The sequence below is a fragment of the Oricola sp. genome, assembly GCF_022763245.1.
Classification (GTDB): Bacteria; Pseudomonadota; Alphaproteobacteria; order Rhizobiales; family Rhizobiaceae; genus Oricola.
In genome coordinates, this window is the sequence record NZ_JALEGV010000014.1 from 140,645 (window position 1) to 154,230 (window position 13,586).

A 13,586-nucleotide genomic window follows, 5' to 3' on the forward strand; every position below is an offset into this window, starting at 1 on the left:
TCCGGTGACCCGCCAAAATTTTGATCAGATGGTAAATCGGGATCAAAAAAACGGCAAGGGGTCAGCGGAATTCCTCACAGGCGCGACATCACGAGGCCTGCGCCGACCAGCGCGACCGCGACTAGGCGCTGCCAGTTGATCGCGCTGGCCGGGACGCCGAACGCGCCGAACCTGTCGAGGAGCATGGCGACCAGCATCTGGCCGAGGATCAGCGCCGCCGTCATGGTCACGACGCCCAGTCGTGACACGCCGGACAATGCCGACCAGACATAGAAGCCGCCGAGCAGGCCTCCGGCGAAGAGCCATGGCGGGGCCAGTCGCAGCGCCGCGAACCCGGGCCAGGAGCCACGAACCGCCACCACGGCCGCCAATGCGACGAAGCCGACGCCAAACGAGACCATCGCCGCGGTCACGCCGTCGCCGATGGCGCGCGACAGCGCCGAGTTCACGGGCGCCTGCAATCCGAGGGCCATGCCGCCGGCCACGACCACCAGCAGGGCTATCCAGAAGGAATTCATGTCGCCTCCGCGATCTCTTTTCGGGTTGGGTCCGCAGGTTGCGACTGCACGCGGCACGGGGCAAGGCCCGATCTCGACGGTGCCGTCCGGATCGCCCGTCGGGTGAAGCCCGGATCAAACGGCACGCTGCCGCCGTTCAGCCTTCGTTGTCTTTCCTGATCTGTTCGAGGCTTCGTCCCGGTCGGGACCGGAATACCGGCATCGACCAGCCCAGCGCGATGGCCAGCACCCGGGCGGTGGAAGCCACGGCGATACCCGCAAGCGCTGCGAGGGTGCGGTCCGCGCCGAGGCTGACCGCCAGCACATAAGTGCAGGCGCCCAGAACGGAGGCGGTGACATAGATTTCGCGCCGCAGAATGATCGACGGTTCCTGGCCGAGAATGTCGCGAATCATGCCGCCGACGGAGGCCGTGATGACGCCCATGACGACCGCCACCACGGCGCCGGTCCCGTTATCGAGGCCCTTTGCCGTGCCCGCCACCGTGACCAGCGCCATGCCGAAAGCGTCCAGCCACAGGAGCAGGATGTAGCGGGACTGGATCAGGTGCGAGGTAAAGTGCACAACCACGGCCGCGATCAGGCAAGTGACGACCGGAGACGGGTTGACCACCCAGAAGACTGGCACGCCGAGCAGCAGGTCGCGCACCGTGCCGCCGCCGACGCCGGTGACGACCGCGAGCCACATGAAGCCGATGATGTCCATCTGCTTGCGTGAGGCCACCAGCGCGCCCGTGACCGCGAAGACGGTCGCGGCGGCGAGGTCGACCACCGTCAGCAAGGGCGCGAGCCTTTCCAGTTCCATCATCGGGTCGCCTCCTCAACTGTCCGCAACGACGCTTATGCCTTGCCCGCTCGCGATGGCTCAAGGTGGCGAGGGCGGTGAAAGGCAGATATCACCGATCCTCGCGCCAGTTCTCCTCGAACCAGTCGCGCGCGCGTTTTCGCCATCCGGTCTGCTCGACCTTGAAGAAATGGGATTCGTGCAAGTCCCAACGGCCACTCATCTCTTTCATCAGGGCTTCGTCGTCGTAACGAACGAAACCGGCCACGGGATAGGTCACGATCTCCGTGAGAAAGATGTCCTCTCCGTTCCAGAGGAAATCCACGCGGAGATGGTCGATCCCCTCGCAGATCGCCTTCGCCGTTCGTGACAGCGCGTCGAAAGCGACCGGCGACCGGAAGTCTTCCGCAAGCAGCTTGTATTCCTTGCGGAGCACCCGGCGGATCTCCATGCGTTCCCCGTCTTCGCGAAACCGCGCGAAACGCACGTCCCGCGACTTGTGGTCGGTCATGACGCTGACATGCGAAATCTCTCCACAGAAGACGTAGACCGAGTATTCGACTGTTTCCGCATCCGCGTCGGTGGCGAGGTCCTCCTCGATGAAGAGGACAGGCGTGATGTCGGCGTAACCCCACTCTCCACGCAGGCGATACAGGTCCTTTTCGAGCCATTTCCGCGTCAGTCGATGCAGCCCTGCCTCATCCAGCGTGTTCGTTGAGAGCTTCAGGTTGGTGTTGGTGGAATTGTTGGACTTGAGATAGGCCGCCGCGCGCAGGAGCGGTTTCGGGGCCTCGCGGATGCTGTCGCCGGTCCACAGCACGTCCGCATATCGAACACTCGGGACTTGTGCGGCGATCCAGCGCTTGGTCGCCAGCTTGTCGCAAAACACCGTGAAGAGCGGGTTTCTGTCGAAGATCAGCCGCCAGACATATTTCTCGGTGAGCGTGTGTGGATGAGCGAGATCGGGAAGCTTCCCGCGTTTGCGCAGATGCCGGAGCGTGAGCTTCGGATGTCGGAGCCAGATTTCGGCGTTCAATGCCAGGGCGCCCCAATTTCGAGAGAAGGCGCCGGAGCGGGCCCTGGTCTTTGGCGGATTCAGGCCGCCACCCCGGCCATGTATCGTTCGGCGGATTTCAAGGCGAATTCGCCCTCCGGCGTGAGGTCGGCATGGCGCTGCAGCGTGCGAAGGCCGTCATCGAAGAGGCGGGTGCTGCCGCTCAGCATCTCGGTGGCTCTCGCCGCCTGATCCTCGGTCAGCCGACCCGAGGAGCGAAGCAGCTCCAGCGCATAGGCCATGCGCGCCAGCACGAAGACGGCGTGAAAAATGCCCTCCAGCGGCCGGAGGTCGTCGCGCAGCGGGGACGAAAAGCGCTCGTCGTCCCCGTTGCGGACGACGCCTTCCTTCGGCGAGAGGGCGAACAGCATGTTGTGTGCGGCTTCGTGGACGAAGAGCGCGATCGTATCGACAACGGTGGGATCGGGCTCGATGTCGAATATGATGCCGCCGAAGGCCCGCAGCGCCGAGGAGCCCTGGAACGCAGCGATGTCTCCCGAGCCCGTGTCCTCGACGGCGCGTGCGAGAATGATGGTCGTCACCAGTTCCTCGGTCTCGGCCATCAGGTCCGGTGCGCAGGCGGACATCAGGTTCAGCGCTTCGCGGATCTGGCCGGTGCGCCCAGCGACGAGTTCGTGCGGCGGCGCGACATAGCGAAAGACCGAATCGGCCTCGGCGGCGAAGAATCCCGAAACCATTTCCGCGTCCCACGGAAACTGATCCGGGATCAGGCTCGTGATCAGCACGCCCGGCTTTGCCGGTTCGGCGGCGAGCAGCCTGTCGATCAGCGTCTGGAGGGAAGCGAGGTCGTCGCGCTCGATCGCCGAGAGGATCGCGAAGAACAGCGAATAGAGATAGGGCGTTTCGCGCCGACCGGCGTTGAGCCGGCCGATCAGCCGCTCGGCCCGGGCCTCGGGAATCTCGACATGCCCGGCACAGGCCCGGAACACTTCGGACAGGCTGTCGGCGAAGCTTGCATTGATGCCCGAACGCAACGCCCTCGCGGTCGCCGGCGAAGACCCGAACAGGATTGCCTGGGAATGGTTCAAGGCGAGCACGCCGCGCGGTTGGACGTTGGCGAATAAGGGCGGCGTGATGGCGCCGCCCACAGATGATCAACAGATCGGAACTGTTACTTCGTCTTCTTTGGCATGCCGCCCTTTTCGGTATTGGTCTTGCGGCCCTCGGAGGAGAATCCGACGAGCTTTTTGGAATCAAGCTTGATCAGCGACATTTCAAGTCGTCGCTTCGTGTTGCAGGTCGTCACGCTAACATCGGATCGAAAAACTGTCCATGGAGGCCGAACATTCCGAAGAGGAAGTTTCGATTGTGATCTGCCGCTCTCTTGCGCGGCCCTGATGGCGCGCCGTCTTGCGCCATGCGCCTCAACTGGCTACCAGCTTCGGGCGACGATGGAGAGGACCGTGCAGGCACGAAAGAAACGGATGGGCGCGCCCTCCGGCCCGCGTGCGGCGAATATCGCGGAGACGCGGGAGCGGATCCTTCGCGCCGCGATCGCCCAGTTCGCACAGCACGGTTTCGCAGGCGCGCGCATCGACACGATCTGCGCCGCGGCCGGCGTGACGCCGCGCATGGTCTATCATTACTACAATGACAAGGCGGGGCTCTATGTCGCGGTTCTGGAGCAGGTGCTCGGAGAACTGCGCACCGAGGAATTGAAGCTCGACGTCTCGACGGCGGACGCCCGGGCCGGCCTCCTGACGATGTTCGATTTCATCTTCGGCCATTTCGCCAACCATCCGGAACTGATCCGGCTGCTGTCGGCGGAAAACCTGATGGAGGGCGAGTTCCTGAAGAACTCGGTCGCGACGCCCAAGGTGGCGTCGCCGGTGGTGGAGCATATCGACGCGCTTCTGCGGCGCGGCGAGCAGGCCGGCTGCGTCCGGTCCGGTATCGACGCGCTGCATCTCTACGTGGTGATGGTGGCGCTCTCCTATTTCCACAAGTCCAACGCCTATACGCTCTCCGTCATCTGGAACGCGGATCTGACGTCGAAGGGCTGGCAGAGCGAGCATTACGACCTCGCCCGCCAGATGCTCGAGGCGTTTCTTCAGCCCGAAGCGCCGGTCTGACTTCTGCGAAATCGCCGAATGCTTGTGCAGCGGGTGGTCATTCGCTGTGCACACTTCTGCGCGCGCCGTCGCGCTCGACGAGCCTGACAGAGCGGCCGGCCGTGGGTGTCAGATCGCCAAGTCTTTTTAGTATATGGATTTTTACTATTTTCCGACCCAAACGCCGGGCGCGCCACGCGAACTGGCACGGTGGTTGCTTTAGTAAACGTGTGATTACTATTTCCAACCCCGAGGACATCGCAATGACCCTGAAGCACCTCCTCCCGGCCGCGTTCGCAGCGGCCATCGCCTTCTCGTCACAGGCCCTGGCGGAACCGGACCTGAACAAGATCGGCTTCGTCTATGTCGGGCCGGCGGCCGATTACGGCTACAACACCTCGATGGATCTCGGCCGGCTGTACCTGGAAGAGACCATGGACGGCATCGAGACGACCGCGTTCGAGAACATCCCGGAGTCCGCAGAAGTCGAGCAGGTCATGGAGCGCCTGATCAATTCCGGCCACGGCATCATCTTCGCGACCAGCTACGGCTATCTCGACTATGCCATCTCGCTCGGTGAGAAATATCCGGACGTGAAGTTCCTCCACGCAGGCGGTCTCAAAACGTCAGCGAATGTGGGCACTTACTGGGCCGACAGCGATGACGGCATGTATCTGGCCGGCATGGTCGCCGGGGCGAAGTCGGAGACCGGCAAGCTGGGCTTCGTCGGTGCCTTCCAGATCCCGCAGCTCTTCCGCTCCATCAACGCCTTCACGCTCGGCGCGCAGTCGGTCAATCCGGAGGCGACGGTCACGGTGGTGTGGACCGGCGGCTGGTGGGAGCCGCAGAAGGAGGCCGAGGCGGTCAACGCCTTTGCGGATGAAGGCATCGACGTGATCGCCGAACAGGTCGACAGCCCGATCACCATTGCCCAGACGGCGGCCAAGCGCGGCGTCTTCATGATCGGCAAGGACGTCAACGTCATGGACCGAGCGCCGGAAGCCTGGCTGACGGGTGTTTCCTGGAACTGGGGTCCGATGATGAAGGAGCTTGTCGAGGAGATCCACGCCGGAACCTGGGAGCCGTCGCATGTGCGCAGCGACCTCGCCGGCGGCGCGGCGGTGCTCGACCCGTTCGGCGACACTGTTCCCGAAGACGTTCGCGCTGACGTGCTGGCGAAGAAGGACGCGATCACGTCGGGCTCCTTCGACATCTGGTCTGGCCCGATCATTGCACAGGATGGAAGCGCAATCGTCGCAGACGGCGAGGCCATGGGCATGGAAGCCGTGGAAACGATGGACTTCCTCGTCAAGGGCGTCGTCGGCTCGACCAACTGATCCTGTCCCGGCGGCGCATCTGCGCGCCGCCGCGTCTCTTCCTGGAGGAAACGCCATGAGCACCATGCCCAAAACAATGCCCGAAGAGGCCGTCTTGATGGGACAGGATGCGAGCCAGGGCTGGCTCGTCACCGAGGACCACGTCGACATGAGCCGGCCGGCCAAGCCGCTGCGGCCGCTTCACATGACCGCCGAGCCGCAATCCGTCACCATCGACGCCAACAAGACCGCACTGCTGATCGTCGACATGCAGAACGACTTCTGCACCGAGGGTGGATGGCTGCATTCGCGCGGGATCGACATCAGCCCCAACCGCGAGCCGATCGCGCCTTTGAAGAGCCTGATCGGACGCTGCCGAGAATCCGATATCCCGGTCGTGTGGGTCAATTGGGGCGTTCGCAAGGACCTGCTGAACATCGCGCCGTCGTTGCAGCACGCGCACAATCCGCACGGCCACGAAACCAACCTCGCCCAGCCAGTGCCGGGAACGCGCTCCGAAGTGATCGCCAGGGGCAGTTGGGGCGCGGAGGTCGTCGACGAGATCCATCCAGGCGACGGCGATCACCAGATCGTCAAGCACCGCTTCAGCGCGTTCTGGGATTGCGAGACCGACGCCGTGCTTCGCAACCTTGGCGTCAAGACGCTGCTCGTCGCGGGCGTCAACATGGACCAGTGCGTCATGACCACGCTGGAGGATGCCACGTTCCTCGGATACGACACGATCCTGCTGGAAGACTGCACGGCCACGACCTCGCCGGACTATTGCGTTCAGGCGGTGCTCTACAACGTCAAGCTCCTGTTCGGTTTCGTCGCCCGATCGGGTGCGGTCCACGACGCGCTCGACGCCGAGAAGGGCGGTGGCAAATGACGCTGTCTGAAGTGAGCCCGACGCCGGAAGAGCAGCTTGTCCGGCTCGGCATCGAGTTGCCGCAGGTTCCGCGGCCGATCGCCAATTTCGTGCCGTGGCAGAGGCTGGGCGACGTCATCTATCTCGCCGGCCAGACCTGCGAATGGAACGGCACGATGGTCTACAAAGGCAAGGTCGGCCAGGCGGTCGATCTGGAAACGGCGCAGAAGGCGGCGCGCATCTGCGGATTGAACCTGATCGCCGCCTTGCGCGAGGCGCTCGACGGTGACCTCAACCGGGTCAAATCCTGCGTTCGCGTCGGCGGCTTCGTGCATTGCGCGCCGGACTTCCTGCAGGTGCCGCATGTGATCAACGGCGCGTCCGACCTGTTCCATTCGGTCTTCGGCCCGGATGTCGGGGCGCATGCGCGCACCGCGGTCGGGGTCGCGCAATTGCCGCAAGGCGCGGCGGTCGAAGTCGACGCCATCTTCGCGGTGGCATGACGATGGGCGAGGTGCTTGCCCGCTTCGACGCGGTGACGATGCAATTCGGAGATCTCGTCGCCGTCGACAAGGCCTCGCTGGAGATCCGTTCCGGCGAGGTTCTGGCGGTGCTCGGCGAAAATGGCGCCGGCAAGTCGACCCTGATGAAGCTGCTCTACGGCGTTTTTCCGCCAACGGACGGAACGATCGTCGTGGAGGGCTGTCCGGACGGCATATCCGGACCGGCCGAGGCGTTGCGCCAGGGGATCGGCATGGTCTTCCAGCATTTCTCCCAACTGCCGGCGCTGTCGGTGCGCGACAACCTTCTCCTCGCCTGGCCGAAGACGCCGTTCTGGAAAAGCCGGCGCAACCGCGCGACCGGCGACGTCCTGTCGAAACTGCGCGACATGGCGCCGGCAATCGATCCGGACACGCCGGTCCACGATCTGTCGGTCGGCGAGCAGCAGATCGTGGAACTGGTCAAGGTGCTGAACATCCAGGCGCGGATCGTCATCTTGGACGAGCCGACATCGGTGCTGACGCCGGCCGAGACCGACCGGCTGCACGGCTTCATCTGCCAGTTGGCGGCCGACGGCGTCGCGGTCGTCCTGATCACCCACAAGCTGCGCGACGTGGAGGCCTGCGCCGACCGTATCGCCGTCATGAGGCGTGGCGCCATCGTCGATGTCTCCTATCGCGGCGAACGCTCCATGCAGGAGATCGTGACGTTGATGATGGGCAAGACCGTCGATCGGAAACTGCCGTCGCCGCAGCCGGCGACCAATCCGGTGGACCGCCTCGTCCTGCAGTACGTCTCGGCGCAGGCGGCGGGAATGCGGTTGCGGGACATCTCACTTGCGGTGGGTCGCGGCGAAGTGGTCGGTGTCGCCGGTGTCGCCGGCAACGGCCAGACCCTGCTTGCCGAAGTCGTCGCCGGAATCCAGCCGGTCACGTATGGCGAAGTCCTGCTCGACGGCGAGCGTATCGGACGACGCCGGCCCGGCGAGACGCTCTCGACGCCGCTCGGCTATATTCCCGAGCAGCCCCGCGAGAACGCGACGGTCGAGCAATTGTCTCTGGCCGACAATCTCGCGCTGCGCGATCTCGCGGAAGGGAATCGGACCGACGGCTCGACCAGTGACCTGCTGTGTCGGTTCAACGTCAATCCGCCTGTTCCCGACAAGCGCGCCGGGACGCTGTCTGGAGGCAATCTGCAGAAGCTGGTGTCGGCCCGTGAACTGGGAACGCCGCGGCCCGCGATCCTCGCCTGCTATCCGACCATGGGGCTGGATCTCGCGGCCATCGAACTGGTCTACGAGCACATGTTCGCGCAGGCCGCGGCCGGTGCCGCCGTGCTGTGGATCTCCGAGGATCTCGACGATCTGCTGGCCGCCGCGCACCGCATCGCGGTGATCCGCGAGGGCGCGATCGTGGCGCTGGAAACGAATGACGGCACGCTGACGCGCGACCGTATCGGCGCGCTGATGGCGGGCATGGCATCCGTGAGCGAGGCGGCATGAGCACCGTCATGCGGTTTCCGCTGCTGGCGTCAGTTCTGACGGCGGCCTGTTTCCTTGCTCTCGCCGCAGCCTTCTTCGCGGCGCTTGGCAAGCCGCCCTTCGAGATGCTTTCCAGCCTCGTGGTCTATGCACTCGGCGACGCCTATTCGATTTCGCAGACCTTCGCTAAGATGACCCCGATCCTGCTGTGCGCGCTCGCGGTCGCTGTGCCGGGGCGGCTGGGATTGATCTCGGTCGGCGCCGAAGGCCAATTGCATGCCGGGGCGATCCTCGGCACCGGCCTCGTCCTGCTTGCGCCCGAGCTTCCGGGCGTCGTGCTCATTCCGCTGATGCTGATCGCGGCTGCGATCGGCGGCGGGCTCTATGGCTGGGTGCCGGGCATGCTGCGGGCGCGCCTCGACGTGAACGAGACCATCGTCACGCTGCTCATGAACTATGTGAGCGTGTTGCTGGTGAGCGCGCTCGTCTTCGGTCCGTGGCGCGATCCGGCGAGCCAGGGCTGGCCCGCGACGATGAAGTTTCCGCAAGGCGCCGTGCTGCCGGCTGTGCCGGACACGCGCATTCATCTCGGACTGCTTGTCGGCGTCCTGTTGGCGGTGGGGCTGCATCTCTTCTTCAACCACGGGAAATGGGCCCAGAAGATCCGCATCCTCGCCGGCAATCGGAAGGTCGGCGAGATGTTCGGTCTGAGCTACGCCTTCTGGGTCGTTGCCCTGATGAGCGTCGGTGGCGCGATCGCGGGGATCGCCGGCATCGCCGAAGTGTCCGCGATCCAGGGGCGGTTGCAGCCGACGATTTCACTCGGCTACGGGCTGACGGGTTTCCTCGTCGCGTGGCTCGCGCGGCACCAGCCACTCGTCATCCTGCCGATTTCGCTTTTCGTCGGCGCGCTGGTCGCCGGCAGCGACGCCCTGCAGCTCTTCGCCAAGGTTCCGGCGGCCAGCGCCGTAATCATGCAAGGCCTCCTGTTTGCCACGGCGCTTGCCGTACCCGGACTGCTGGCACGTTGGAGGACCTATCGTGACCGCTGATTTCGTCGCGCTGCTCGCGACCTGGTGCATCGCCACATTGCGCAGCGCCACCCCGCTGATCTTCGCCACACTGGGAGAAACGCTCACGCAACGGGTCGGCGTCATCAATCTCGGGATCGAGGGCGAGATGCTGACCGGCGCCTGTGTGGGCTTCACCGTCGGCGTCGCCACCGGCAATCCGTGGCTCGGGCTTCTCGCCGGCGCGCTTGCCGGCGGCGCCCTGTCGCTCCTCCATGCCGGACTTGTCCTCGGCGCGGGCGCCAACCAGATCGGATCGGGCCTCGCGGTCTGGATGATCGCGCTCGGCGGCACGTCCTTTTTCGGCCGCGCGCTGGTCGGCAAGCAGGTGACGCCGCTTGCGGACCTCGGTTCGCCGCTGACCGACGGTATCCCTTTCATCGGCACGGTCATGGCGCAGGCGACGATGGCCGTCCCGCTCGCGATTCTCGCGACGTGTTTCGCGGCATGGTGGCTGGCGCAGACCCGTCCGGGTCTCAAATGGAAGGCCGTCGGCGAATCGGCGCGGATTGCAGGGGAGAACGGCATTCGGGCGACACGCGTGCGGGTCACGGCGATCGTCGTTGGGGGCCTGCTTGCCGGTTTCGGCGGCGCGGTGTTGTCCGTGGATTACACGCAGACCTGGGCGCAGGAGATGACCAAGGGACGCGGGCTGGTGGCCGTCGGCCTCGTCATCGTCGCGCGCTGGAAGCCGGCGCTCGTCTTGCCGGTCTGCCTGCTGTTCGGTCTGGCCGAGGTCTCCGTCCTTCGCATCCAGTCGGCCGGCTACGCCTTCTCGCCGCATCTGCTCGGCACGTTTCCCTATCTCGTCGTGCTTGTCGTGCTCGTGTCGAGCCACGTCTTCGCCCGCCGCGCTTCTGCCATGCCGGCCGATCTCAAGGCGGTGTTCGCGTGACCGGGCCGGTCACGCCCCCCAGACGACGGCGCGTTCATGGCGTTTGATCAGGTGGCTGAGATCGGCGAAGGAACGCACGATATGGCCGGCGAACTTATCCACCGCGGGCAAGCGGGGCGCCGCCGAAAGCCGCAGCAGGCCGAGCGCCCGGTCGGGATGGGGAACCTTGATCGGTAGCGCGGTGATGTGGCGGTCCTTGCGGAAGGCGAACACCACGCCGTGGGGCAGCACGGTCAGCGCGTCGGTCGCCGCCATGTAGTTGAGGACGCTCGCGAGCGAGCCGCCCGAAAAGCGAATTTTCACCTCGGTAGCGCCCAGCGAATGCAGGATCGAGCGAAGATCGGCGTGCAGCGGACTGCCCGGCGGCGGCGCGATCCAGGGGTATTCCAGAAGATCGGTCGTCTTGAGCTTCCGCTTCAAGAGGAGCGGGTGCGTGGCGCGGCAGGCCACCACGTTGCGCCCGGGCAGGATTTCCTCGAACTGCAGGCCCGAGCCTTCGTCCAGGATGTCGATCGGGCAGACGGCGAGGTCGATGCGATCCGCCTCCAGCGCCGCGCGCAGGTCGGGCAGATAGCCGTAGGATTGCTGGAAGCGGATGTCGGGAAACGCGTTTTGAAAGCTGGCGATCATCGGCGAGATGAGCGCGTCCATGAAGAAGGGCACGCCGCCGAGCCGCACGAGGCCGCTCGTGCCGCCCCGGAAATTGTCGATCGCCTCGGATGCCGCGCGCGAGGCCGACAGGATGATCTGGCCGTGTTCCGCCAGCGTCCGGCCGAGCGGCGTCGGCACGAGGGGGCGCTTGCCGCGCACGAAGAGCGGTTCGCCGAGGCGCTTCTCCATCAGGCTCAAGGTGCGCGACACGGCGGGCTGGGACACGCCGAGCATGGCGGCGGCCTCGGTGACGCCGCCGGCCTGCACGACCGCCGCGAGTTGAACGAGATGCCTTTCATCGAGCTTCATAACAAAATGATATATTAAATCGTGGAGAAATCATATCTGGCACAGCGCGGCATATTACTCTCGATCGCATTGGAGGAACGGTGACGATCGGGAGGCAGCATGTCATCGGTGCCGGAGGGCGTTGATTTCAACGAGGCGACAGCGCCGGCGATTGTCGCCGGGCGCCTGAAGGCGGCGCGCGACGCCCGGTTGTCGGAAGCGATGACCGGGATCGTCAGGCACCTCCACGCCGTCGTCGCCGAACTGCGCCCGAGCCGCGACGAGCTGCGGGCGGTCGTCTCCTTCCTCACGGATGTCGGACATGCCTGCGACGACCATCGGCAGGAATGGGTTCTCCTGTTCGACCTTCTCGGCGTCTCCGCTCTCGTGGAAGAAATCAACACGGTCCGGCCGGACCGGGCGACGCGCAACACCGTGCGTGGTCCGTTCTACCGGTCGGACGCGCCCCGGCTGCCGCTCGGCGCGTCGATCTCGCTGGACGGCAGGGGCGAGCCGCTGACCGTAAAGGGCAGGGTGGTCGATCTCGACGGCACGCCGGTCGCCCGGGCGACGGTCGAGACGTGGCAGGCCAATGCGCAGGGGCTGTTTGAAAACCAGCAGCCCGACCTGCAGCCGGAGTTCAATCTGCGCGGCGTGTTCACCACCGACGACGATGGCGAATTCTGGTATGGCAGCGTGAAGCCGAGCGGCTACGGCGTGCCGTGCGACGGGCCTGTCGGCGAATTGCTCACGCAGCTCGGCTACCCGCTGGGGCGGCCGGCGCATCTGCATTTCCAGATCTCGGCGCCCGGGTTCCAGACCATCACCACGCAGGTCTTCGACGGGGACGATCCGCTGCTCGGGGAGGACGCGATCCTGGGGGTGCGCCCGGATCTCATCGGGAATTTCCGCGAAGCGGAGGGACAGGAGGGCGGTCGCCAGTGGGCGCTCGATTTCACCTTCGTCATGGCGCGGGCGCGTCGCGAGGTGCGGTCATGAAGCTCGCCGATTCCTTTGTGTTCCCGGGCATCCCGGCGCGTGTCGTCTTCGGCTTTGGCACGATGGCGCAGACAGGGGTTGAAGTCGAGCGGCTGGGCCGCAGCCGCGCGCTCGTTTTGTCGACGCCGCAGCAGGAGGCCCAGGCGCGCGCGCTCTCCGACGATCTCGGCGGGGCAAGTGCCGGGGTGTTCGCTGGAGCGGCGATGCACACGCCGACTGACGTGACCGAAAAGGCCCTGCAGGCGTTTGCGGACGCCCGGGCCGATTGCGTCGTCTCGCTGGGGGGCGGCTCCACGACCGGGCTCGGCAAGGCGATCGCGACGCGCACTGGCGCCGACCAGGTCGTGATACCGACCACCTATGCCGGGTCGGAGATGACCGACATTCTGGGAGAGACCGCGCAGGGGCGGAAGGTCACGCGGCGAGACCCGTCGATCCTGCCCGAAACGGTGATCTACGACGTCGATCTCACCCTGTCGCTGCCCAAGGCGATGACGGTCACGTCCGCGCTCAACTCCGTCGCTCATGCGGCCGAAGCGCTTTATGCGACGGACCGCAATCCGGTCATGAGCCTGGTGTCGATGGAGGCGGTGCGCGCCTTCAAGGACGCGCTGCCGGTGCTGGTGTGTGATCCGCAAGACCGCGATGCGCGCAAGCTGGCGGCCTATGGCGCATGGCTGGGCGGCGTCGCGCTCGGCGGCGTCTCGATGGCACTGCATCACAAGATCTGCCACACGCTCGGCGGCGCGTTCAACACGCCGCATGCCGACACCCATTCGATCATGCTGCCGCACACGATTGGCTACAATGCGCAGGCCGTGCCGGACCTGCTGGCGCCGCTCGGCGAGATCTTCGGCGCCACGCCGGGCCGGGGCCTGTTCGCCTTCGCCGAGGCGGTCGGCGCGCCCATGCGGCTGCGCGATCTCGGGCTGACCGAAGACGATCTCGACAAGGCCGCCGGCATGGCGGCCGAGCACCCATACGCCAATCCGCGCCCCGTCGAACGGGACGCGATCCGTTCCCTGCTGCAGGACGCCTTCGAGGGACGGTCGCCGCAGGTCTGATTTCACCGCATCGTAAGGGAGGAACCAAC

General features: G+C 65.5%; 14 protein-coding genes. 9 read left to right on the forward strand and 5 right to left on the reverse strand.

Going from position 1 to position 13,586, the window contains the following annotated elements; translation table 11 throughout:
• Positions 1–74: 74 nt before the first annotated feature.
• The 4 genes from MRY80_RS08420 to MRY80_RS08435 all read right to left on the reverse strand — a co-directional run bounded on the left by MRY80_RS08420 (position 75) and on the right by MRY80_RS08435 (position 3,402).
• On the reverse strand, positions 75–518 hold the full coding sequence (locus MRY80_RS08420; protein ID WP_293289971.1) for a DMT family transporter: 444 nt from the start codon (positions 516–518) through the stop codon (positions 75–77).
• Positions 519–654: 136 nt separating this feature from the next.
• Entirely contained in the window at positions 655–1,323 is a 669-nt protein-coding gene (locus MRY80_RS08425) for a trimeric intracellular cation channel family protein (protein ID WP_293289973.1), read from the reverse strand.
• A gap of 88 nt (positions 1,324–1,411) precedes the next feature.
• On the reverse strand, positions 1,412–2,335 hold the full coding sequence (locus tag MRY80_RS08430) for an ATP-grasp fold amidoligase family protein (protein WP_293289975.1): 924 nt from the start codon (positions 2,333–2,335) through the stop codon (positions 1,412–1,414).
• 59 nt (positions 2,336–2,394) lie between these two features.
• On the reverse strand, positions 2,395–3,402 hold the full coding sequence (locus tag MRY80_RS08435) for an HEXXH motif-containing putative peptide modification protein (RefSeq protein ID WP_293289977.1): 1,008 nt from the start codon (positions 3,400–3,402) through the stop codon (positions 2,395–2,397).
• Between the two features lie 375 nt (positions 3,403–3,777).
• On the opposite strand from MRY80_RS08435, the gene MRY80_RS08440 reads away from it, so the two are divergent.
• The 7 genes from MRY80_RS08440 to MRY80_RS08470 all read left to right on the forward strand — a co-directional run bounded on the left by MRY80_RS08440 (position 3,778) and on the right by MRY80_RS08470 (position 10,555).
• On the forward strand, positions 3,778–4,446 hold the full coding sequence (locus tag MRY80_RS08440; protein WP_293289979.1) for a TetR family transcriptional regulator: 669 nt from the start codon (positions 3,778–3,780) through the stop codon (positions 4,444–4,446).
• Between the two features lie 242 nt (positions 4,447–4,688).
• The gene (locus tag MRY80_RS08445; protein WP_293289981.1) at positions 4,689–5,762 is read left to right on the forward strand and encodes a BMP family ABC transporter substrate-binding protein; all 1,074 of its coding nucleotides are present in this window, start codon (positions 4,689–4,691) and stop codon (positions 5,760–5,762) included.
• A 55-nt stretch (positions 5,763–5,817) separates the two neighbouring features.
• Positions 5,818–6,630, forward strand: a complete 813-nt coding sequence (locus tag MRY80_RS08450) for an isochorismatase family cysteine hydrolase (protein ID WP_293289982.1) — start codon at positions 5,818–5,820, stop codon at positions 6,628–6,630.
• Complete coding sequence (locus tag MRY80_RS08455) at positions 6,627–7,112, forward strand: RidA family protein (RefSeq protein WP_293289984.1); 486 nt, start codon at positions 6,627–6,629, stop codon at positions 7,110–7,112. Before MRY80_RS08450 ends, MRY80_RS08455 begins: the two co-directional genes overlap by 4 nt.
• 2 nt (positions 7,113–7,114) lie before the next feature.
• Complete coding sequence (locus MRY80_RS08460; protein ID WP_293289986.1) at positions 7,115–8,611, forward strand: ATP-binding cassette domain-containing protein; 1,497 nt, start codon at positions 7,115–7,117, stop codon at positions 8,609–8,611.
• Positions 8,608–9,642, forward strand: coding sequence for an ABC transporter permease (locus MRY80_RS08465; RefSeq protein WP_293289988.1), 1,035 nt, complete (start codon positions 8,608–8,610; stop codon positions 9,640–9,642). The genes MRY80_RS08460 and MRY80_RS08465 overlap by 4 nt, the downstream gene beginning before the upstream one ends.
• Positions 9,632–10,555 (forward strand): ABC transporter permease, encoded by a 924-nt coding sequence (locus MRY80_RS08470; RefSeq protein ID WP_293289989.1) that lies wholly within the window; start codon positions 9,632–9,634, stop codon positions 10,553–10,555. The genes MRY80_RS08465 and MRY80_RS08470 overlap by 11 nt, the downstream gene beginning before the upstream one ends.
• Before the next feature lie 9 nt (positions 10,556–10,564).
• Here the strand turns inward: MRY80_RS08470 and MRY80_RS08475 are convergent, their stop codons facing one another.
• Positions 10,565–11,515, reverse strand: coding sequence for a LysR family transcriptional regulator (locus tag MRY80_RS08475; protein WP_293289991.1), 951 nt, complete (start codon positions 11,513–11,515; stop codon positions 10,565–10,567).
• 99 nt (positions 11,516–11,614) lie between these two features.
• Here MRY80_RS08475 and MRY80_RS08480 point away from each other — a divergent pair, with 99 nt between their 5' ends.
• Positions 11,615–12,493 (forward strand): dioxygenase, encoded by an 879-nt coding sequence (locus MRY80_RS08480; RefSeq protein ID WP_293289993.1) that lies wholly within the window; start codon positions 11,615–11,617, stop codon positions 12,491–12,493.
• Complete coding sequence (locus MRY80_RS08485; RefSeq protein WP_293289995.1) at positions 12,490–13,557, forward strand: maleylacetate reductase; 1,068 nt, start codon at positions 12,490–12,492, stop codon at positions 13,555–13,557. The genes MRY80_RS08480 and MRY80_RS08485 overlap by 4 nt, the downstream gene beginning before the upstream one ends.
• Positions 13,558–13,586: the final 29 nt, after the last annotated feature.